The 22,995-nt window shown below is 74.7% G+C and carries 6 protein-coding genes and 1 pseudogene; 1 reads left to right on the top strand and 6 read right to left on the bottom strand.

The window, feature by feature from the left end; genetic code table 11:
• The 6 genes and pseudogenes from CD790_RS27840 to CD790_RS27810 all read right to left on the bottom strand — a co-directional run.
• On the bottom strand, nucleotides 1-4,503 hold a 4,503-nt coding region (locus CD790_RS27840), incomplete at its 3' end, for a type I polyketide synthase (protein WP_222108306.1).
• A gap of 94 nt (nucleotides 4,504-4,597) precedes the next feature.
• Nucleotides 4,598-14,011 (bottom strand): annotated as a pseudogene (locus tag CD790_RS35345) (SDR family NAD(P)-dependent oxidoreductase); the annotation flags it as partial.
• A gap of 152 nt (nucleotides 14,012-14,163) precedes the next feature.
• Nucleotides 14,164-16,983, bottom strand: coding sequence for a LuxR family transcriptional regulator (locus CD790_RS36665; protein WP_144386096.1), 2,820 nt, complete (start codon nucleotides 16,981-16,983; stop codon nucleotides 14,164-14,166).
• A gap of 63 nt (nucleotides 16,984-17,046) precedes the next feature.
• Nucleotides 17,047-18,486 (bottom strand): MFS transporter, encoded by a 1,440-nt coding sequence (locus CD790_RS27820; RefSeq protein ID WP_144386095.1) that lies wholly within the window; start codon nucleotides 18,484-18,486, stop codon nucleotides 17,047-17,049.
• Complete coding sequence (locus CD790_RS27815) at nucleotides 18,483-19,451, bottom strand: methyltransferase domain-containing protein (protein ID WP_144386094.1); 969 nt, start codon at nucleotides 19,449-19,451, stop codon at nucleotides 18,483-18,485. The genes CD790_RS27820 and CD790_RS27815 overlap by 4 nt, the downstream gene beginning before the upstream one ends.
• 16 nt (nucleotides 19,452-19,467) lie before the next feature.
• The gene (locus CD790_RS27810; RefSeq protein WP_144386093.1) at nucleotides 19,468-20,547 is read right to left on the bottom strand and encodes an LLM class flavin-dependent oxidoreductase; all 1,080 of its coding nucleotides are present in this window, start codon (nucleotides 20,545-20,547) and stop codon (nucleotides 19,468-19,470) included.
• 209 nt (nucleotides 20,548-20,756) lie between these two features.
• Here CD790_RS27810 and pabB point away from each other — a divergent pair, with 209 nt between their 5' ends.
• Nucleotides 20,757-22,922: an aminodeoxychorismate synthase component I gene (pabB, locus tag CD790_RS27805; RefSeq protein WP_144386134.1), complete on the top strand. Its 2,166-nt coding sequence runs from the start codon at nucleotides 20,757-20,759 to the stop codon at nucleotides 22,920-22,922.
• Nucleotides 22,923-22,995: the final 73 nt, after the last annotated feature.

Raw genomic sequence — 22,995 nt, 5'->3', positions numbered from 1 at the left:
GCCGGGGAAGACGAACACGATCCGGCCTGGGGTGGTGGTCGTGGTGGTGGGGGGTGTGTGGTGGAGGGTGGGGTGGGGTCGGCCGGTGGCGAGCGCGTCCAGGCCCTGGAGCAGTTCCTCGCGGTCCGAACCGATGACCACAGCACGATGCTCAAAGGTGGATCGCTCTACCGCCAGGGAGTAGCCGATGTCCGCCGGGGCCAGGTCGGTCGCTGTGGCGGCGAAGGTGTGCAGCCTGCGCGCCTGGGCGCGTAGCGCGGCCTGCGACCTGGCCGAGACCACCCAGGGCAGGGGGCGCGGTTCCGTGGCCGGCCCCTGCGGCTCGGGATCCTCCACGGGCGGTGTCTGTTCGTCTGGCGCCTGTCCGAGGGGCTCGGGTGCTGCCTGTTCGAGGATGACGTGGGCGTTGGTGCCGCTGACGCCGAACGAGGACACGCCCGCCCGACGAGGGTGACCGTTGTCGGGCCAGGGCACAGCGTCGGTCAGCAGCCGGACCGCGCCCGCCGACCAGTCCACGTGGGGCGACGGCTCGTCGGCGTGGAGGGTGGGCGGGAGCAGCCCGTGGCGCATGGCCATCACCATCTTGATGACCCCGCCCACGCCCGCGGCGGCCTGGGTGTGTCCGAGGTTCGACTTGACGGACCCGAGCCACAGCGGCCGTTCCCTGGGCCTCCGCCGGCCGTATGTGGCGAGCAGCGCCTGTGCCTCGATGGGGTCGCCGAGCGTCGTCCCGGTGCCGTGCCCCTCCACCGCGTCCACCTCCGCGGGGGCGACGGCCGCGTTCGCCAGCGCCTGCCGGATGACCCGCTCCTGGGAGGGGCCGTTGGGGGCGGTGAGGCCGTTGCTCGCGCCGTCCTGGTTGACGGCGCTGCCGCGCACCACGGCGAGGACGCGATGGCCGTTGCGCCGCGCGTCGGAGAGGCGCTCCACCAGCAGCATCCCCGCGCCCTCCGCCCACCCCGTGCCGTCCGCCCCGGCCGAGAACGACTTGCAGCGGCCGTCGGGGGCGAGCCCGCGCTGCCGGGAGAACTCGATGAAGGTGGTGGGGGTGGACATGACGGTGACGCCCCCGGCCAGCGCCATGGCGCACTCGCCGGACCGCAGGGCCTGGCAGGCCAGATGCAGCGCGACCAGCGACGACGAGCAGGCGGTGTCCACGGTGACGGCGGGGCCTTCCAACCCGAAGGTGTAGGCGACGCGTCCGGAGGCGACGCTGCCGGCGTTCCCGTTGCCGATGTACCCCTCGAAGCCCTCCGGGATGACGCGCAGGCGGGTGCCGTAGTCGTGGTACATCACCCCCGCGAACACCCCGGTCAGGCTGCCGCGCATCGAGGCGGGGTCGATGCCCGCCCGTTCCAGCGCCTCCCATGAGATCTCCAGCAGCAGCCGCTGCTGCGGGTCCATGGCGAGCGCCTCGCGGGGGCTGATCCCGAAGAACGTCGGATCGAAGTCCCCGGCGTCGTAGAGGAATCCGCCTCGGCGCGTGTAACTGGTTCCGGGCCGGTCCGGGTCGGGGTCGTAGAGCCGCTCCACGTCCCAGCCACGGTCCGTGGGGAAGTCGCCCACGGCGTCCCCACGGGAGGCGACGAGGTCCCACAGGCCCTCGGCCGATCGCACCCCGCCCGGGTAGCGGCAGGCCATGCCGATGATCGCCACCGGTTCGTCGGTCGCACCGCCGACGGCCGGGGCGGGGAGCGCGCCGTCGGCGTCCGCCGCGGCGGCGTCGTCGCCGACCAGCTCCTCCCGCAGCCGGCGGGCGAGCGCGAGGGGGTGGGGACGGTCGAAGACCAGGCTGGCCGGGAGGCGCAGACCGGTGGCCGTCTGGAGCCGGTTGCGCAGCTCTACCGAGGTGAGGGAGTCGAAGCCGAGATCACGGAAGGCGGACTCCGCCGGGATCGCGTCGGCCGCCCCGTGTCCCAGCACCGCCGCCGCCTGGGAGCGCACCAGCCGCAACAGCGTCCGCACCTGCTCCTCGGCCCCCAGGCCGGTCAACCGGCGGCGCAGGAGCGCCGGGCCGCCGGCCGTCGCGTCGCGGCCGCCGGGGCCGCCGGAACGGGACCGCGCCGGCGACGCCAGATGCCGGAGGAGCGAGGGTACGGCGGCCCCGGACGCTCGGAGTTCCGTGATGGCGAGCGCGGCGGGCACGGCCACGGGCCGGTCGCACTCCAGGGCCCTGTCGAAGAGCTCCAGTCCCTCGCTCGGGGACAGGGGCCGCAGCCCCGAACGGGCGAAGCGGGAGTGGTCGATGGCGTCCAGTCGTCCGGTCATGCCGTCTCCGGACTGCTCCCACACCCCCCAGGCCATGGACACCGCGGGAAGCCATGCGGCGCGTCGGCGACAGGCCAGCGCGTCCAGCACGGCGTTGGCCGCCGCGTAGTTGGCCTGGCCCGGCGAGCCCATGACTCCGGCCAGCGAGGAGAACAACACGAAGGCGGCGAGCGGGAGCCCACGGGTGAGCTCGTGGAGGTTGAGCGCGACGTCCGCCTTGGCGCGCAGGACTCGGCTCATCCGCTCCGGTGTGAGGGACGGGAGCACCCCGTCGTCCAGCACTCCGGCCGCGTGCACCACCCCGGTCAGCGGGTGCTCGGCGGGGATGGCCGCCAGGGTCCTGCCGAGTCGCTTCCGATCGGACGCGTCGCACGCCGCGATGGTCACGGTCGCCCCGAGTGCCACCAGTTCGGCCTCAAGCCGACGAGCACCCCACGCTTCGCGACCGCGGCGGCTGACGAGCAGGAGGTTGCGTACGCCGTGGGCCACCACCAGGTGCCTGGCGAGCATCGCGCCGAGACTGCCGGTGCCTCCGGTGATGAGCACCGTTCCATCGGCGGCCCAGGGTCGCTTCCTCGCGGCCTCGGCGCGGGCCTGGGCGGGCCCCGCCGGGTCGGGACCGGCCATCCGGAACAGTCGGGGGGCGTGGAGGGTGCCGCCACGCACCGCGACCTCGGATTCCCCGCAGGTCAGGGCGGCGGACAGCGCCCGGCGGTGGTCCTCCGGGGCTCCGGAGCCCTCCAGGTCGAGGAGCAGGAACCGGTCGGGGTGCTCCGCTCGCGCGGAGCGCACCAGGCCCCACACCGCCGCGCCGCCCAGGTCCGTGACGTCTTCCTCCGTCGTGGTGGCCACGGCGTTACGGGTGAGCACCACCAGGCGCCCGGCGGCGAAGGCGTCGTCCTCCAGCCACTCCCGCACCAGCGCCAGCATGTGGTGCGCGGCGGCATGCACGGCGCCGCGCGACTCGGCAGCCCCGTCCCTCGCCTCGGACCAGGTCAGGACCGTACGGGGAACCGGAGCGCCGCCGGCGACGGCCTCCCGCAGCGCGGCCAGGTCCGGGTACGTGTGCCGTGCCGCGCGGAAGGGGTCGTCGGCCGCGCCCGGGGCCGGGCCGGACCCGATGACCGCCCAGTCGGCCGACGTCGCCGCTGCCTCCGACGTCTCCCCCGGGTCGGGAACGGGCTCCCACCGCACCTCGAACAGCGTGTCGTGGTGCGGAGACCGGGCCGCCGCTGCCCGCAGTTCAGCCGTGGACACCGGACGCAGCACCAGCGAGCGCACCGAGGCCACCGGCTCGCCCGTCTCGTCGGCCACCTCGACCGAGACGGCCCCCGGCTCGGAGCCGTCAGGCCCCAGCCGAACCCGCAGGGCCGTGGCGCCCGGCGTGTGCAGGGTCACCGCGCTCCAGGCGAACGGCAGCCCCGTGCCTTGTTCCTGGTACGGGCCCTGGGCCTGACTCCGGTCCTGGTTCTGGACTTGTTTCTCGCCTTGGTGGCTCTGCCTCTGGCTCTGGCTCTGGCTCTGGCTCTGGAGAGACGACAGCAGCGGAAGGGTGTGGAGCGCGGAGTCGAGCAGCGCGGGGTGCAGCCCGAACCGCGCCCCCGTCGGGCCACCCGGCGCGTCCTCCGGCAGGCGTACATCAGCGAAGAGCTCGTCCCCACGACGCCATGCGGCCCGCAGGCCCCGGAACGACGGCCCGTAGCCGAAACCCGCCGCTGCCAAACGGTCGTACAGCTCCTCCAGATCCACGGCTACGGCATCCGACGGCGGCCACGCCTCGCCCCACAACCCGTCGGCCGTGTCGCCGGATTCATCGCCGCCCGGTTCCGCCGTGAGGAAGCCGGTGGCGTGGCGCGTCCAGGCGGCTTCCGTCGGATCCGCCGCGCCACCGCCGTCTTCACGGCGCGAGTAGACGTGCACCGCGCGGCGTCCCGCCTCGTCCGGTGCGGCCACGGCCACCTGAAGTACGGCCCCGCCGCCCTCCGGCAGGACGAGCGGAGTCTGGAGGGTCAACTCCTCGATGTGCCGGCACTCCATACGGTCACCGGCTTGAAGCACGAGTTCGAGGAAGGCCGTTCCCGGGAGCAGCACGGTGTCGGCGATGGCGTGATCGGCGAGCCACGGGTGCGTGCGGAGCGAGAGCCGCCCGGTGAACAGACACCCATCGCCGTCCGCGAGCCCGACCGCGGCGCCGAGCAGTGGGTGCCCCGCCGACTCCAACCCGGCCGCGGCCACATCACCCGCAGAAGACGCCGAGTTAAGCCAGTAGCGCTGGTGTTGGAACGGGTAGGTGGGGAGGCCGGGGAGTTCGGTTGTGGTGGGGGGGGTGCCAGGTGGTGGGGTGTCCGTGGGTGTGGAGGTGGGCGAGGGCGGTGTGGGTGGTGTGGGTTTCGGGGTGGTCGGGGTGGAGGAGGGCGTGGGCTTGGGGTGCGGTGTCGGGAAGGTTGTGGTGGGTCAGGGCGGTGAGGGTGGAGTCGGGGCCGAGTTCGAGGAATCCGGTGGCGCCGTGGGCGTGGAGTTCGCGGGTGATGCCGTGGTAATGGACGGGGTTGCGGGCTTGGTGGACCCAGTAGTCGGGGGTGGTGGGGTCCGCGCCGCCCGGGTTGCCGGTGATGAGGGGGGTGTGGGGTGGGTGGTAGGCGAGGGCTTGGGCGGTGTCGTTGAGCTCGTCGAGGAGGGGTTCCATGTGGGATGAGTGGAAGGCACCGCTGACCTGGAGTGAGGTGACCTTCCGACCCTGGCCCCCGAACTGCTCGGCGATCCCCTCCACCGCGTCCCGGTCGCCGCTGATGACCAGCGAGGTGGGCGTGTTCACCGCCGCGAGCGATACCTGGTCCTCCCGCCCCGCCAGATACGGGGTCACCTCCTCCGCACTCGCCTCGATGGCGGTCATGGCACCCGTGGCGGGGAGGGACTGCATGAGCCGGCCGCGGGTGGCGACCAAACGCGCGGCGTCGGGCAGGCTCAGGATCCCCGCCAGGTGGGCCGCGGTGATCTCCCCGAGCGAGTGCCCGGCGTAGAAGTGCGGGGTGAGCCCGTACCCCTCGGTGACCAGGCGGTGCAAGGCGACCTGAAGGGCGAACAGGGCGGGTTGGGTGTGGCCCGTCTGATGCAGCAGACCGGCCGCTTCCTCGCCTTCACCGAACAGCACGGCCCGCAGCGGCCGCTCCAGATACGGGTCCAGATGCCCGCACACCTCGTCCAAGGCCCGTGCGAACAGTGGGGACGCCTCATACAGCTCGGCACCCATGCCCACGCGCTGCGTCCCCTGCCCCGAACACAGGAACGCCAGCTTTCCCACGCCCGTGGCCACACCCCGCACGAGACCCGCGCACTCCTCACCCGATGCCAATGCCTCCAGGCCGCGTAGGAACCCCTCCCGGTCCGGGCCCAGCAACACCGCCCGGTGCTCGAAGCGCGCCCGTCCCGTCTCCAGAACGTGTCCGACACCGGCCAGGTCCAACTCCGGCCGTGCCAGCACATGCTCGCGCAACCGCCGCGCCTGTGCCCGCAGCGCCTCCCCGGTCTTGGCCGACACCACCCAGGGCGACAACGATCCCGAGGCCCCGTCCGGTGCAGGCTCCTCCACTGTGGGCGCCTGCTCCAGGATGACGTGCGCGTTGGTGCCACTGACCCCGAAGGAGGAGACCCCCGCCCGCCGGGGCCGCCCCGTCTCCGGCCACGGCACCGGCTCCCTCAACAACCGCACCGCGCCCGACGACCAGTCCACGTGCGGCGACGGCTCCTCCACATGCAGTGTCCGCGGCAGCACCCCATGCCGCATGGCCATCACCATCTTGATGACCCCACCCACCCCCGCGGCCGCCTGCGCATGTCCGACGTTCGACTTCACCGACCCGAGCCACACCGGCCGGCCCGCAGGCCGCTCCTGCCCGTACGTGGCCAGCAGCGCCTGTGCCTCGATGGGATCGCCCAGCCGCGTCCCCGTCCCGTGCCCCTCCACCACGTCGACATCGCCCGCCCCCACCCGCGCGGCCGCCAACGCCGCGCGGATAACCCGCTGCTGCGCCGGACCGTTCGGCGCCGTCAGGCCATTGCTCGCGCCGTCCTGATTGACCGCGCTCCCCCGCACCACCGCCCACACCCGATGTCCCAACCGTCTTGCGTCCGACAGTCGTTCCACCAACAACAAGCCCACGCCCTCGGACCACCCCGTTCCGTCCGCTCCCGCCCCGTACGCCTTGCACCGACCGTCCGCCGCCAGTCCCCGCTGGCGCGAGAACTCCACGAAGGCGCCGGGGGTGGGCATCACCGTCACCCCGCCGGCCAGGGCCATGGAGCACTCCCCGGCCCGGAGCGCCTGGGCGGCGAGATGGAGGGCGACCAGGGACGAGGAGCATGCCGTGTCCACCGAGACGGCGGGGCCTTCCAGGCCGAAGGCGTAGGCGAGGCGGCCGGAGGCGATGCTGCCGGAGGTGCCGGTGAGGACGTAGCCCTCGACCTCGGCGGCGGTGTCGTGCAGACGCGGGCCGTAGTCGGCCGGCATCACCCCGGCGAAGACGCCGGTCTGGCTGCCGCGTACGGACGTGGGGTCGATGCCCGCTGACTCGAAGACCTCCCAGCATGTTTCGAGGAGCAGCCGTTGCTGGGGGTCCATGGCCAGCGCCTCGCGCGGGCTGATGCCGAAGAACGCCGCGTCGAAGTCGCCCGCGTCGTGGAGGAAGCCGCCGTGGCGGGTGGCGGAGGCGCCGGGGCGATCCGGGTCGGAGGGGAAGAGTCGGTCGAGGTCCCAGCCGCGGTCGTCGGGGAAGCCGCTCACGGCGTCGGTGCCGGAGGCGACGAGCTCCCACAGCTGTTGCGGGCCGTGCACGCCTCCCGGGTAGCGGCAGGCCATGCCGACGATCGCGATGGGTTCGTCGCCGCCGGTGGTCGTCGTGGCGCTCGCCGTGGGGGTCGAGGCGGTGGCGGTCGCCGTCGCCCGGCCGCCGAGGAGTCCCTCGTGGAGGTGACGGGCGAGCACCGTGGGGGTGGGGTGGTCGAAGACGAGGGTGGCGGGGAGCCGGAGGCCGGTGGCCTCGTTGAGCCGGTTGCGGAGCTCGACGGCGGTGAGGGAGTCGAAGCCCAGGTCTCGGAAGGTGGCGTCGGCGAGGACGGCGTCGGGGTTCGGGTGGCCGAGGACGGTGGCGGCGTGGCCGCGTACGAGGGTGACCAGGGTCTCCCGTTGCGCGGCGGCGTCCTGGCCGGCCAGCCGGACGCGGAGGGAGGCGTGGCCGCCGGAGGGTGTCGGCCGGGTGCGCCGCGGGGCCGGTCGGGTCAGGCCGCGGAACAGCGGTGGCGCGGTGTCGGCACGTAGGGCCCTGGTGTCGAGTCGGGCCGGAAGGAGCAGCGGCGTGTCCTCGGTGAGGGCGGCGTCGAACAGTGCCAGAGCCTCGTCGGTGCCCAGTGGCAGGAGTCCGGAGCGGGCCATGCGGGTGTGGTCGGTGTGGTCAAGGTGGCCGGTCATGCCGCTGGCTTCGCCCCACAGCCCCCAGGCGAGGGACTGTGCCGGGAGCCCGGTGGCGCGCCGGTGCTGGGCGAGGGCGTCGAGGCAGGCGTTGGCGGCGGCGTAGTTGGCCTGTCCCGCGGCGCCGAGGACGCCGGCGGCCGAGGAGAGAAGTACGAAGGCGGCGAGGTCCAGGGGGCGGGTCAGCTCGTGCAGGTGCCAGGCGGCGTCGGCCTTCGGAGCCAGGACGGTGTCGAGGTGCCGTGCGGTGAGGGAGCCGAGCGTGGCGTCGTCGAGCGCTCCCGCGGCGTGGATGACGGCAGTCAGCGGATGCTCGGCCGGGAGGCCCGCGAGCAGCTCGGCGAGGGCGGCCCGGTCGCCGACGTCGCAGGCCACGACGGTCGCCTCGGCGCCCAGTTCGGCGAGTTCGGCGGTGAGCCGGGCGGCGCCGGGCGCGTCGGGCCCGCGGCGGCCGGCCAACAGCACGTGCCGGGCCCTGCCGGTGGCGGCCAGGTGCCGGGCGAGGGCTCCGCCCAGCACGCCCGTACCACCGGTGATCAGCACGGTGCCGTGGGCGTCCCACGCGGCGGGCAGGGTGAGGACGTTCTTGCCGATGCTGCGGCCCTGCTGGAGGTGGCGGAAGGCGTCCGGGGCCTGCCGCACGTCCCAGCAGGTGAGGGGCGGCGGGGTGAACACGCCGTCGGCGAACATCCGCTGTACGGTGCGCAGGATCTCGCCGACGCGCTCGGGGCCTGCGTCCATCAGGTCGTACGCCTGGTAGGCGACGCCGGGGTGGGCCCGCGCCACCTCTGCGGGCTCGCGGATGTCGGTCTTGCCCAGCTCCAGGAACCGGCCGCCGTCACGGGCCGTCAACCGCAAGGACGCGTCGACGTACTCCTGGGCCAGACAGTTCAGGACCACGTCGACCCCACGGCCGTCCGGGCCTCCGGTGAACCGGGACTCGAAGTCGACGGTGCGGGAGGAGGCGATGCGGTCATCCGGGATGGCCTGGGCACGGACGGTGTCCCACTTCTCCGGGCTCGCGGTGGCGTAGACCTCGGCACCGAGGTGGCGGGCGATCTGGACGGCGGCCATGCCCACCCCGCCGGCGGCGGCGTGCACCAACACCGACTCCCCCGGCCGCAGCCCGGCCAGGTCGACGAGGCCGTAGTAGGCGGTCGCGAAGACCACGGGCACGGCGGCCGCCTGTGCGAAGGACCAGCCGTCGGGGATGCGCGCCAGGGCGGCCCGGTCGGCCACCGCCACCGGGCCGAAGGCGTCCGCGAACACGCCCATCACCCGATCTCCGGGCGTCAGGTCCGTGACCTCCGGACCGACCTCCAGCACCACGCCCGCGCCCTCGCTGCCCAGCCCCGTCTGGCCGGGCACCATGCCCAGGGCCACCAGGACGTCGCGGAAGTTCAGGCCGGCCGCACGCACCGCGATCCGCACCTGGGCCGGGCCCAACGGGGCGGGGTCGGCCGGCGTCGGCACCAGCTCCAGGCCCTGGAGGGTGCCCGACGTGGTGGACTCCAGCCGCCAGCCGCCCCCTGGCTGGGATGGGGTCCGCAGGGCGGCTGCCCGGGCACCGGCCCGGGCCAGCCTGGCCGCCAGGATCCGGCCGCCCCGAACGGCCGTCTGCGGTTCGCCGAGGGCCACCGCCCGGGGCAGTGCCGCGACCGACTCCCGGCTCGTGTCCAGGTCCACCAGGAGGAAGCGGTCCGGCTCCTCGGCCTGGGCGGAGCGCACCAGTCCGCGCACCGCCGCGCCCGCCGGATCGCCGAGACGGTCGACCCGGGTCGCCGCCACGGCCCCAGAGGTCACGACCACCAGGCGCCCGTCGGCCAGTCGTTCCTCGGCGAGCCAGCCCTGGAGCAGGCCGAGTGCCTGGTGGGTGCGGGTGTGGACAGCCGCCGGCTCCGCGGGCGTCGCGGCGGCTGCGGGGTGGCAGCCTACGAAGACCAGGTCCGGCGCCGGGTCGCCGGCGTCCAGGGCCCGTAGCAACGCGGGCAGGTCGGGGTGGTGCCGTACCGGCCCCCGGGCGGACACCTCCAGCGCTGTCGTCCATCCGGGGCCGGCGTCGCCGAGGACGGCGCACCGCCCCAGGGCGACCGGTGGCGCGGGGTCGGGCGTGGCGATCCACTCCAGGGCGTAGAGCGCGTCGCGCACGGCGCCGTCGGGGGCTCGCAGGTCTTCCAGGGACACCGGGCGCAGCGCGAGCGAGGCGACCGAGACCACCGGCGCGCCGTGCTCGTCGGTCGCCTCGACGGCCACCGCGTCGGGACCCAGCGGTCGCAGCCGCACCCGCAGGGTGGAGACGGCCGAGGCGTGGAGTCGGACGTCGCGCCAGGTGAAGGGCAGGCGGCCCTGGTCTCCGCCCCTCTGGCGGTCGTCGAGCCCCAGGGTGTGCAGCGCGGCGTCGAGCAGGGCGGGGTGGAGGCCGAACCGGGCGGCGTCCGCGATGACGCCGTCGGGCAGCCGGACCTCGGCGAGAGTCTCGGCGCCGTGTCGCCATGCGGCCTGCAGCCCCCGGAACGCGGGGCCGTAGACGAAGTCGGCCGCGGCCAGCCGGTCGTAGAGCCCGTCGAGGTCCAGGGGCTCGGCGTCCGGTGGGGGCCAGGGGTGCGCGAGCGGTCCCGGCCCGGCCGCGGGAGCGTCGACAGGGGCCGGGGCAGGGGCATGGGCACAAGCACCGGCACCGGCCTCCGCTCTCAGCGTGCCGCTGGCGTGCCGCGTCCACGGGCCCTCCGTCGCCATGCCCTCCGATGCCGCGCCTTCCGATGCCGACTCCCCCATGGGTTCGTCGCGCCGGGCGTGGACGCTCAGCTCGCGGCGGCCGGTCTCGTCCGCGGCGCCGACCGCCACCTGGAGCACCACGCCGCCCTCGGCGGGGAGGATGAGCGGGGCGTGCAGGGTCAGCTCCTCCACCCGGGGGCAGCCCAGGCGTTCGCCGGCGTGCGCGGCGAGTTCCAGCAGCGCGGTGCCGGGCAGCAGGACCGCGCCGGCGACGGAGTGGTCGGCGAGCCAGGGGTGGGTGGTCGTGGACAGGCGTCCGGTGAGCAGGTATCCGTCCCGCTCGGCGAGGCCGGTCGCGGCGCCCAGCAGCGGATGTCCGGCCGGGGCGAGCCCGGCGGCGGTCACGTCGCCGACCGCGGCGGGCGCGTCCAGCCAGTAGTGGTCGCGCTGGAAGGCGTACGTGGGCAGGTCGACATGGCGCGGCGCGGGGACCAGCGCCCGGTAGTGGCGGTCCCAGGCGACCGGCAGGCCGTGGACGTGGGCGCGGGCGAGCGAGGTGAGCAGGTGACGCGGGTCGTCCGTGTCGCGGCGCAGCGAGCCGATGACGACGGCGGTGTGGCCGGCGGCCTCGGCGGTGTCCTGGATGGCGGGGGTGAGGGTGGGGTGCGGGCCGACCTCGACGAAGGTGTGGTGCTCCGTCTCGCCGAGGGCGCGGATCGCGTCGGCGAACCGCACGGGCTGCCGCAGGTTCCGGTACCAGTAGGCGGCGTCGAGTGCGGTGGTGTCGTCGATCCACCGGTTGTCGACGGTGGAGTGGAACGGGATGTCGGCGGGCCGCGGGGTGATGTCGTGCAGCAGGCCCGCCAGTTCCCGCTGCACGGATTCGATGTGCGGGCAGTGGGAGGCGTAGTCGACGGGGATGCGCTTCGCTCGGACGTCCCGGGCCCGGTAGTACTCCAGGGCCTCGGCCAGGGCGTCGGCGTCGCCGGAGACGACCGTGGCCGCGGGGGCGTTGTGGGCGGCGATCCACAGCCGGTCCGGCCATTCGGTCCGCAGCACCTCCGCGACCTCGTCGGCCGGCAGTGGCACGGAGGCCATGCCGCCGGAGCCGCACAGGGCCTGGAGCGCCCGGCTGCGGAGGGCCACGACCCTGGCCGCGTCCTCCAGGGTGAGCGCGCCGCAGACGTGGGCGGCCGCGATCTCGCCCTGGGAGTGGCCCACCACGGCGTCCGGTTCGATGCCGTACGACCTCCAGAGGCCGGCCAGCGACACCATCATGGCGAACAGCACCGGCTGGACGACGTCCGCGCGCTCCCACACGGGGTCGGTCCGGTCCCGGCGCAGGACCTCCCGCGGCGACCAGTCGACATGGGGTGCCAGCGCCGTCTCACACGCGGCCATCCGCGCGGCGAACTCGGTCGAGGTCTCCAGGAGCCGTAGGCCCATGCCGGCCCATTGGCCGCCCTGCCCGGGGAAGACGAAGACCACTCCCGCGCCACCCCCGGCCGCCGGCGTGCCCCCGGTCACCGCGGCGTCGTGCGGCTCGCCGGCGGCCACCGCGTCCAGGCCGCGCAGCAGGGACTCCCGGTCGGTGCCGAGGACGACGGCGCGGTGGGCCAGGTGGGCCCGGCCGGTGGCCAGCGCGTGCCCCACATCGGCGAGGTGCGCGGCGGTGTCGGAGTGGGTGGCGGCGTCTGAGTCGGTGCCGGAGTCGGTGACGGGGTGGGTCGCGGTGTCGAAGTCGGTGGCGAGGCGGCGGCGCAGCGCGGCGGCCTGGGCGCGCAGCGCCTCGGGCGTGGCGCCCGAGACCGGCCAGGGCAACGGTCCGGCGATGGCGTGGCCGTGGGACGCGGTCGCCCGCGCCGCCGGGCGCGGTTCGACGGAGGCGGGCTGCGGCACCGCCCGGAGCGGGTCGACCGGCGCCGTCCCCGAGACCGCCGCGGGCGCGTCGGCGGACTCGGTCCGCGACACCGCCGAAGACGCGTCGGCGGCCCCAGCCCGCGACTCCACCGGGGTCGCCTCGGCGGGATCCGTCCGCGACGCCGGATGGAGCCGATCGGCGGAGGCGGCCTGCGCCACCGCCCCGAGCGGGTCGGCCGACGCCGTCCACGAAGCCGCCGCGGACGCCTCGGCGGGAGCCGTCCGCGAAGCCGCCGCAGACCCCTCGTCGGGAGCCGTCCGCGACGCCACGCGGAGCAGATCGGCGGGTGCCTCTTCGAGGATCACGTGGGCGTTGGTGCCGCTGACGCCGAACGAGGAGACGCCGGCGCGGCGTGGGCGGTCGCCGGTCGGCCAGGCCACGGCCTCGGTGAGCAGTCGCACGCGGCCCGAGTCCCAGTCGACGTGGGGTGACGGCTCGTCGGCGTGCAGGGTGCGCGGCAGCGTCCCGTTCCGCAGGGCCATCACCATCTTGATGACGCCGCCGGCGCCGGCGGCCGCCTGGGTGTGGCCGACGTTGGACTTCATGGAGCCCAGCCACAGCGGGGCTTCCGCGGCGCGCTCCTGCCCGTAGGTGGCCAGCAGGGCCTGGGCCTCGATCGGGTCGCCCAGCGTGGTGCCGGTGCCGTGTCCCTCGACGGCGTCCACCTCGGAGGCCGAGAGGCCGGCGTTGGCCAGGGCCTGCCGGATGACTCGCTGTTGGGAGGGTCCGTTGGGGGCGGTGAGTCCGTTGCTGGCGCCGTCCTGGTTGACGGCGCTGCCTCGTACCACGGCCAGGACGGGGTGTCCGAGCCGCCGCGCGTCGGAGAGCCGCTCCACCAGCAGCATCCCGGCGCCCTCGGCCCAGCCGGTGCCGTCGGCGCCCGCCCCGTACGCCTTGCACCGGCCGTCCGTCGACAGGGCGCGCTGCCGGGAGTACTCGACGAACAGGCTCGGGGTGGACATGACGGTGACTCCACCGGCCAGGGCCAGGGTGCACTCCCCGGCGCGCAGCGCCTGGCAGGCCAGGTGCAGGGCGACCAGCGACGAGGAGCAGGCGGTGTCGACGGTGACGGCCGGCCCTTCGAGGCCGAGGGTGTAGGCGATGCGGCCGGAGGCCACGCCGCCGCCGCTGCCGTTTCCGATGTAGCCCTCGAAGCCTTCGGGGAGGGTGTGCAGTCGGGCGCCGTAGTCGTGGTACATGACGCCCGCGAACACCCCGGTGCGGCTGCCGCGGACCGCGGTGGGGGCGATGCCGGCACGTTCGAACGCCTCCCAGGAGATCTCCAGCAGCAGCCGCTGCTGGGGGTCCATGGCCAGGGCCTCGCGGGGGCTGATGCCGAAGAAGCCGGGGTCGAACGCGCCGGCGTCGTAGAGGAACCCGCCGTGTCGGGTGTAGGAGGTGCCGGGTCGGTCCGGGTCGGGGTCGTAGAGCCGGTCGACGTCCCAGCCGCGGTTGGTCGGGAAGGTGCCGACCGCGTCCCGGCCCGCGGCGACCAGCTCCCACAGGTCCTCCGCCGACGTCACCCCGCCCGGGTAGCGACAGGCCGTGGCGACGAGGGCGACGGGCTCCCGCGCGGCGGCGGTGAGCCGCTGGTTCTGTTCCCGCAGCCGCTCGTTGACCTTGAGGGACGCGCGGAGCGCCTCGATCACCCTGTCGTCGGCGGCGGTCATCGCCATCTCCTGCCTGTCCTAGCTGTGGACGTCGTCAGAGCGCGTCGGCGGCGCGGCTGGGGAGGGGCCGGTCCTCCTCGGCCGACGAGGACCGAGGCGCGGGCCTCGGCCCCCGGTGGAGCGCTTCAGAACGCGGACAGCTCTCTCCGCTGCGCCTGCTGGCTGCCCACCGGCCCGATCAGGCTCTTCGGCAGCTGCTGGCGGCGGCTGATGTTCAGCTTGCGGTAGACGCGGGTCAGGTGCTGTTCGACGGTGCTCATGGTGACGCAGAGCTTCAGGGCTATCTCGCGGTTGGAGTTGCCGTTGGCGGCGAGGATCGCCACGCGCATCTCCGATTCGCTGAGTCCGGCGCCCTGGTCGCGGCCGGGCAGGTCCATCCGCTCGGCTCCGCGCATCGCCTGCGGGGGCAGGATGCTGTCGCAGAGCGCCTGGGCGCCGCACTCCTCGGCCATCCGCCAGGCCCGGCGGCGCAGCTTGTTGGCCCGGATGACCTCGCCGGTGCTCTGGTACGCGGCGCCCAGATCGGCCAGCGCGCGGGCGAGTTCGAGCCGGTCGCCGCAGTGCTGGAGGGCCTCGACCGCCTTGGTGAGCAGGTGGGGGCGCTCGGTGGGCCCGGCGATCCTGGCCCGGAGCCGTAGTGAGACGCCGCGGGCGTGCGGGTCGTTCCACAGCCGGCCGTGGGAGAGCTGTTCCGTGATCATCGTCGCCGCCCTGGCTCGTTCCCCGAGCCGTAGGAAGCCCTCGGCGGAGTCGGTGCGCCAGGGCAGCAGGGCGGGGTGGTCGAGGCCCCAGCGCTGCGCCAGGCGGCCGGCGCTCAGGAAGTCGCGGAGCGCGGCCTGGCAGTGGCCGGTCGCCAGGTGGTAGTGGCCGCGGGCGCGCAGGTAGGCCAGTGCGTGCACGCTCTGGAAGAGGGCCCCGGGCACCGGGTGGTACAGCACGCGGGTGGCGTCCTCGTACCGCCCCATGAGGGTGTAGGCGCGGACCTGGCAGGCGAGCGGGCTGCCGATGAGGACGCTGCCGCCGCGCCCGGGCAGACAGCCCAGCGCCCGCCGGGCGTACTCCTCGGCGTCGGCCAGGGCGCCCCTGCGCAGCGCGATCTCGGCCCGGATGGCGAGGAACTCCGCCTGCCAGCCAGGGGAACGGCGGGCGATCGCCTCCTTCAGCAGCCGGTGGCACCACTCCTCGGCGGCCGCCGTGCGGCCGGCCCGCAGCAGGGTTCGTACGGCGTTGGCCACCACCACGAGCGTGCCGTCCATCAGCGGGCAGGAGCGCAGCCGCCGTTCGGCCTCCGCGGCGGCGGCCTCACTGGTGCCGGGGCCGGGGACGCCCCACACGGCGGCGGCGGTGCCGGGGCCGGGGGGCTCGGACCAGGGGTCGCCGGGTGTGGCGGGCTCGGACGCGGGGTGGGGACCGGGGCGGGTCTCCTCGTGGCCGCAGGGCCAGGGGCCGGGGTGGACCACGGAGGGCCAGGCGGTGGTCGTCGCCGGGCCGTCATGGCTCGCCGCCGCGGGCCGGTCCGGCGGCCGCTGGAGCCGGGTCCTGGCCTGGGCGGCCTCGTCCAGTCGTCCGCAGCCGATCAGCAGCCGCACCAGCAGGGCCGCGTCGGCGTCGGCCAGCCGGCCGGCCTGGAGTTCCGCGAGCGGCTCGGCGAGATGGTGCTCGGCGGCGGAGGGGTTGACGCGCCAGGTGGCGGCGGCGAGGGCGATGCGGATCGCCGAGCGCTGGCCGGGCTCCGTGCAGGCGCGGTGGGCGAGGGTCAGATAGCCGATCGCGGCTTTGGCGTCGTCGTCGACCTGGGCCTGGGTGGCGGCGTCGCGCAGCACGGCGACCGACCAGGCGGGCGCCGCCGGCCGCGCGGCGAGCAGGTGTTCGGCGATCTGGACGGCCGGGGCGCCCTCGCCGTGCAGCAGCAGCGCGCCGCGCTCGTGCAGGCTGCGCCGGTCGGCCTCGCCGAGGTGTTCGAGCGCCGCCGCCCCGATGGTCGGGTGCCGCCAGCGGTGGCCGGCGGTCAGCCCGGTGAGCTCCAGGAGGTGGAGGGCCCGGTCGACGCGGACCGGGTCGACCGGGCGGAGCAGTCGGCCCAGCAGCGCCGGGGTGGCGTGGCGGCCGAGGACGGCCAGCGCGCCGGCGACGTCCCGGGCGGCGGTGCCTATGTGTTCCAGGCAGGCCACCGCGGCCTGGTGGAACCGTCCTCCGGCGGGGGGCCGCGGCAGCCGGCCGCCGACGGACTCCCGCTGGGCGTCGAGGTCCGCCAACAGCGCCCGCAGCAGCAGCGGATTGCCGCCGGTGATCGCGTAGCACTCGGCCACGAGCCGTTCGTCGGTCGGTCGGCCGCGGTGCGCGGCGAGCAGCTCGGCGACGCCGTCGCCGTCGAGCCGGTCCACGGTGATCCGTCGGAAGCCGGGGTGGCGCAGCAGTTCGGTGCCGAGCAGCGGGTCGCCGCTCTGTCCGTGCGGGTGTTCGGTGGCGATGAGCAGGATCCTGGCGTCGGGCGCGTGCCGGGCGACGTGCAGCAGCCGGCGCAGCGACGCCCGGTCCGCGTGGTGCAGGTCGTCGACGGCGATCACCAGCGGTGCGGTTACGGCGGCCGCGCACAGCTCCGCGCGCAGCCGTTCGGCGGCCTCGGGTTCGGCCGGGGTCTGGTGCTCCACGGTCGCCACGGTCGCCATGGTCGCCTGGAGCCGCTCGCGGGCCGAGGCCGGCAGCCGTGGGTCCGCGACCAGCCGCCGTAGCAGGCCGAGTGGGGTGTCGCGGCCGCCGGGGAGGCCGGGTGCCTCGACGACCAGGGCTCCGGCCCGCGCCGCGACGCTGAGGAACTCCCGTAGGAACGCGGTCTTGCCGCAACCCGGTCCGCCCTCGGCGACGATCAGCCGGAACCGGCCGGACGCACACTCGTACAGCGCCGTCTCCGCCAGTCCGATGTGAGCGCTCCGGTCGATGAGCATGGCCCTCCCGGACTCCGTTCCTCCGTGTGAGGAAGCTTCCGGGCGCAGTATGCGGGCACTCGCTCAAGCATCGGCGGACCGCACCTCGCGAGGTGGCTGAGCCCCCTTCGCGGGTGGTCGGTGGCCGCGGGCGACGAGGCGGGAGAGGGCGACGGCGGCCGCGGCGAGCACGGTGAAGTAGAGCAGCGCGGCCCGGAAGCCGGCGAGCACCTGCCCGTGGTGTCCGGCGCCGCGGAAGACCGCGCCGGCCACCACCACGCCGACGGAGTTGGCGAGTTGCTGGGCGGTCGCCAGCAGTCCGGAGGCGACGCCGGTCAGCGAGGTGTCGACGCCGGCGAGGACGAACCGGATCACCGTCGGGGCGACCAGCCCCGCTCCGGCGCCGTTGACCACCAGCAGCGCGGTCACCGACAGCGATCCGGGGTGGAGGGCGTGCGCGGGCACGGAGCGCAGGCCCAGGTAGCCGACGGCCATCAGCAGCGGTCCGCCGGCGGTGAGCAGCGCCGTGTGTCGCGGGTCCGCCCGCCCCGCCAGCACGGACGCCGCCAGGAACGCCAGGCCGAGCCCGGCGTACAGCCCCGCGGAGCCCAGGGGGTCGAGGCCGGCGCCGCGCTGCGCGGTCTGCGACAGCAGGACGTAGAAGGGGACCTGGGTGGCGAAGAAGACCAGGCAGAGCGCGAGTCCGGCGAGGAATCCGCGCTGCCGCAGCAGTTCGGGGTGGAGCAGCGGGGTCCCGCCGCCGCGGGTGAGCCGGCGCTCCCACCGTACGAGGGCGGCCGTGGGCGCCAGCGGGGCGAGCACCAGCAGCACGGTCCAGAGCGGCCCGCGCGGCCGGTCCGGCAGCGACCAGGGCAGCACCAGCGCGGCCACGGCCGCCGCCAGCAGCAGCGCGCCGGGCAGGTCGAGGCGGCGCGCGGTGGTGTGTCCGGCGGGCAGCACCCGGCGCCCGGCCAGCCAGATGGCCAGGCACAGCGGCACGTTGACGAGGAAGGCGGAGCGCCAGCCGGCGGAGACGAGCTCCAGTTCGGTGAGCACCCCGCCGCCGAGTTGGCCGAGGGTGGAGCCCAGGCCGAGCACCGTGCCGAAGGCGCCGACCGCGGCTCCCCTGCGGGCGGCGGGCACGACCTGGTGGATGCCGGCCAGCACCTGGGGGAAGAGCAGTGCGGCCCCGACGCCCTGGGCGGCGCGGGCGACGATCAGCGCGGCGGCGGCCGGGGCGAGGCCACAGGCCAGCGAGGCCAGTCCGAACAGGGCGACACCGCCGAGGAAGACGGCCCGGAAGCCGAGCCGGTCGCCCAGCCGGCCGCCCATCACCAGCAGGCTCGCGTAGGCCATGCCGTAGCAGGCCACCACGAGGTACGCCTGGGCGTCCCCGGCCCGCAGGTCCTCCTGGACCACCGGCAGCACCACGTTGACCACGGAGATGTCGAAGATGGCCAGGAACTCGCCGAGGAGCAGTACGGCCAGGGCGAGGCCGGCGGGCGGGCTGGGGCGCGTCGTCATGGGGCCGGCGCGGGGCCCGGCGGGGCCGGGTCGATCCGCAGCAGTCGGTAGTCCACCGTGGTGCCGCGCTCGGGGATCGCGCGGTGTGCGATCTGCTCCACGGTGACCCCGACGGCGGCGGCGAGGTGGTGCAGCCGGGCCGCGTCGCCGCGACTGCTGAAGCCGAGCAGCGCGGTGCCGCCTGGGCGGACCCGGTGCGGCGCCTGGCTCAGGTAGTCGCGGTGGGCCCGGTATCCGGGGTCCACGTACGCCAGGTCGTGGGCGTCCAACCGCTCCAGCCCGTCCGGCGCGAGCACGAAGTTGGAGTGCCAGAAGACGAGGTCGAAGCGGTCCTCGGGGGCGAGCGGGGCGAACAGGTCACCGGTGTGGCAGCGGACTCGTTCGGCGACGCCGTGCCGGGCGGCGTTCAGCTCGGCGTTCCGCACGGCGTGCGGGTTGATGTCGGTGGCGACCACCCGGGTGCAGCCGGCGAGGGCGGCGCTGACGGCGATGACTCCGGTGCCGCAGCCGATCTCCAGCACGGAGCCGCCGGGCGGGAAGTCGAGCAGTTCCAGGAAGACCTCGGTGGACGGGGAGTAGACGGGTGCGAAGACGTCGTCGAGCAGGGTCCAGTCGCGGCCGGCGAGCCGGAACCGCCCGGGCCGGTCGGCGCGGGTGCGGCTCTCCCGACTGCGGAGCAGGGAGCGGCGGTAGTCGGTGTCCTGGGAGCTCGGAGGCTCCGGGTGGTGCCCGGCGTCAGGGTGGGCGAGAGGCTGTGCGCCCGTGCCGGCCCCCGAGCGCCCGACGGGCGCGGAGTCGGGGGCGGCCGGCGGCCCGGGGCTCGTCCGTCGGTGTGCGGTCTCGGGGGTGCCCGGGTCCGAGGGGGCCGTCGTCCCCGGGGAGTCGGGGGTGCCCGGGTCCGAGGGGGCCGTCACCCCCGGGGAGTGGGGAGCGGCCGGGGCGTGCTGGGGCGGATCCTGGGTCATCGCTGGGCTCTCCTGGTCAGTTGGCGTCGACTGGCGCGGCCCCCGCCCGGAGCCGGGGCAGGACCTGCTCGCCGAACAGCTCGACGGAGGCGCGGGCCAGTGTGGGGTCCAGCGTAGAGAAGTTGACCTGGAGGCTGGCGACGTCGAAGCCGCCGCACTCCTCGTGGAACCGGCGCAGTTGGTCGACGATGTCCTCCGGTGTGCCGACGAGGGCGGCGTTCCGCGCGAGCACGCTGTGGAAGTCGTCCGCCGCCAGTTTGGCGATCATCTCCTGGTAGCCGGGGTAGTCGGCGCTGGCGGCGCCGTCGGTCCAGTCCGCGGCGGCGGAGACGAGGCTGCGCAGATAGGAGTTGACGGGCTCTTCGGCCCGGGACCTGGCCAGTTCGGTGTCGGGGGCGCAGTGCATGTGGAAGGCGAGCATCACCCGTCCCCGGCCGGGGTGTCCGGCCGCGCGCCACGCCTCGCGGTAGACGCCCAGGTTGTGCCGCATGGTCTCGGCGGCCAGCGGGTTGGCCATGATTCCGCAGCCGAGCTCGCCGGCGCGGCGGAAGCTCTGTTCGTTGGAGAGCGCGGCGACCCACAGCGGCGGGTGCGGGCGCTGGGTGGGGCGGGGCAGCGAGGTGGTGGCCGGGAAGGAGTGGAAGCGGCCCTGGTGGGCGACGTGTTCCTCGGCCAGCAGCCGCCGTACCGTCTCGATGCCCTCGTCGAAGCGGGCCCGGCTGGTGTCCATGTCCACGCCGAAGCGCTGGAACTCGTGGGGCAGGAAGGCCCGGGCGAAGCCGACCTCCAGCCGGCCGCCGGAGATGCCGTCGAGCATGCCGATCTCGCCGGCGAGCTTGAGCGGGTGGTTGAAGGCGGGCAGCACCGCGCCGGTGATGAGTCGCAGCCGGCGGCTGCGGGCGGCCGCCGCGGACAGGAACAGCAGCGGGTTGGGCGAGTAGCCGCCGTAGGGGTGGAAGTAGTGCTCGACGATCCGGATGTGGTGGTAGTCCAGCCGGTCGGCGAGCTCCACCAAGTCCAGGCACTCGGCGAAGTACTGGTCGGCGGGCCTCTGTTGAGGGTCGACATCGGGAAAGAAGTTGATTCCAATCTGCATCGTCTTCGGACCTCACCCCGTGGCGCGCGGACGGTTGGCACTGCACCGTAAAGGAGTTGGGGCCGGGAATGTGCCGCTCACCGAGATCATGTCCGTACTGTGGACGAAAACTGGGACTTGACACGAGATCGCCGGCGTGGAGATCCTGTTGAACATTCACTCGCGGGAATTCGACCGACCCGCGGGGGGATGCATAACACGGGGGAATGATGCGGACTTTGCTGATCGATAATTACGACTCGTTCACCTACAACCTTTTCCATTACCTCGCCGAGGTGAATGAGGAAGAGCCCGTCGTCATCCGTCACGACGATCCGCTGCCGTCGGCCGCCACGCTGCGCGGCTTCGACAACGTGGTGATATCGCCGGGCCCCGGACGCCCCGAGCGCGCCGCCGACTTCGGCATCTGTCAGGCCGTCATCGCCGCCTCCGCCCTCCCCCTGCTCGGCGTGTGCCTGGGCCATCAGGGGCTGTGCCATGTCTTCGGCGGCACGGTGGACCGGGCGCCGGAGGTGCGGCACGGGCGGGTGTCTCCGGTGGTGCACGACGGCAGCGGTCTCTTCGCCGGGCTGCCCTCGCCCTTCGAGGCCGTGCGCTACCACTCGCTGGCGGTGGACGGACTGCCGGCGGAACTGACCGCGGCGGCCTGGACCCCGGACGGCGTACTGATGGGCGTCGCCCACCGGGACAAGCCGCTGTGGGGTGTGCAGTTCCACCCGGAGTCCATCGGAACGGCCCACGGCCACCAGCTGATCCGCAACTTCCGGGAGCTGACCCGGGCGTGGTGGCAGCGGAACGGCGACGTCGACCCGGCCGCGCGAAGGGGCGCGCCCCCGGCGCGGAAACCGGTGCCGGCGGCCGCCGAAGGGCATCGGCGGCACCCCGCCGCGGGGGCGCGCCGGTTCCGGGTACTGGTGGAGCGGATGGCGACCCGGGTGGCTGACGAGGCGGTCTTCGAGCACCTCTTCAGCGGCTCCCGGCACGCCTTCTGGCTGGACAGCAGCCGTCCCGACGGCGAGTCGGGCCGGTTCTCCCTCATGGGGGACGCCGAAGGCCCGCTGGCCAGGGTGGCCACCGCCGATGTCTGGGAGCGGACGGTGACCGTGGAGTCGACCGCCGGCACCGAGGTGGTGCACGGCCCGTTCCTGGAGTGGCTGGACGCCGATCTGGCGGAGCGTCATGTCCGGGTGCCGGACCTGCCGTTCGACTTCGCGCTGGGCTGGGTCGGCTACCTCGGCTACGAGTTGAAGGCGGAGTGCGGTGGCGAGCGGGCGCACCGCTCCACGGAACCCGACGCCGCCATGATCTTCGCGGACCGCGCGGTCGTCTTCGACCACCTCACCTCCACCACCTATCTGCTCGCCCTCGCCGAGCACGGCCGGGCGGCGCCGGCCCGCGACTGGCTGGCCGGGACCCGTGCGGAGCTGGCCCGGTTGGCCGACCGACCCACCGCACCGGCGGCGGAGCCGGCGCCCCCCGCGGCCTCGGCCGTCGTGGGCACGGACCCGGCGACCATCGGCGAGCTGCGGCTGCGACACGACCGCGCGCGCTACCTCGAGCTGATCGCCGCCTGCCAGGAGGCGATCGGCCAGGGCGAGACCTACGAGGTGTGCCTGACCAACATGGTCACCGCGCCCGGTCGGCTGGACCCCTGGCTGGGCTATCGCTATCTGCGTCGGGTCAGCCCCGCGCCCTTCGCCGCGCTGCTGCGCCTGGACGGCCTCTCGGTGCTGTCCACCTCCCCGGAGCGCTTCCTACGGGTGTCCGCCGCCGGCGAGGCCGAGTCCAAGCCGATCAAGGGAACCCGGCCGCGGGGCGCGAGCCCCTACGAGGACGCCCTGCTCCGCGCCGACCTGCTCGGCGACGAGAAGGACCGCGCGGAGAACCTGATGATCGTGGACCTGGTCCGCAACGACCTGGGGCGCTGCGCCGAGGTCGGCTCCGTCCACGTCCCGCGGCTGTTCGAGGTCGAGAGCTACGCGACGGTGCATCAACTGGTCAGCACCGTACGGGCCACACTGCGGCCGGACAGCTCGGCGGTGGCCTGCGTGCGCGCGGCCTTCCCCGGCGGATCGATGACCGGAGCGCCGAAAATACGTACGATGCACTTGATCGACGAGTTGGAGGCGGGCCCGCGCGGGGTGTACTCGGGCGCGCTCGGATACTTCTCGTTGTCGGGGGCCGCGGACCTCAGCATGGTCATCCGTACGGTGGTGGCCACACCGGACCGGGTGGGCTACGGCGTCGGCGGGGCGATCGTGGCGCTGTCCGACCCGGACGCGGAGTTCGAGGAGACCGCGGTGAAGGCCGCCCCGCTGCTGCGGCTGCTGGACACCGCCTTCCCCGAACGGCAGCCGGCCGCCCCGGCGCACTGAGCGCCGGTCCGAGACAGCGCCGGTCCGAGACAGCGTCGGTCCGAGACAGCGTCGGTCCGAGACGAGGAGAGAC

This window comes from Streptomyces sp. SAJ15, assembly GCF_007595705.1.
Taxonomy (GTDB): Bacteria; Actinomycetota; Actinomycetes; order Streptomycetales; family Streptomycetaceae; genus Streptomyces.
The sequence above is the reverse complement of the archived record's forward strand: the minus strand, read 5'-3'. Positions and strand labels throughout refer to the sequence as shown.

Bases quoted from the DNA above. Each gene is read 5' to 3' on its own strand.
- CD790_RS36665 (WP_144386096.1), bottom strand. From the start codon at position 16,983: ATGCTCATCGACCGGAGCGCTCACATCGGACTGGCGGAGACGGCGCTG.
- CD790_RS27810 (WP_144386093.1), bottom strand. From the start codon at position 20,547: ATGCAGATTGGAATCAACTTCTTTCCCGATGTCGACCCTCAACAGAGG.
- pabB (WP_144386134.1), top strand. From the start codon at position 20,757: ATGCGGACTTTGCTGATCGATAATTACGACTCGTTCACCTACAACCTT.
- CD790_RS27815 (WP_144386094.1), bottom strand. From the start codon at position 19,451: ATGACCCAGGATCCGCCCCAGCACGCCCCGGCCGCTCCCCACTCCCCG.
- CD790_RS27820 (WP_144386095.1), bottom strand. From the start codon at position 18,486: ATGACGACGCGCCCCAGCCCGCCCGCCGGCCTCGCCCTGGCCGTACTG.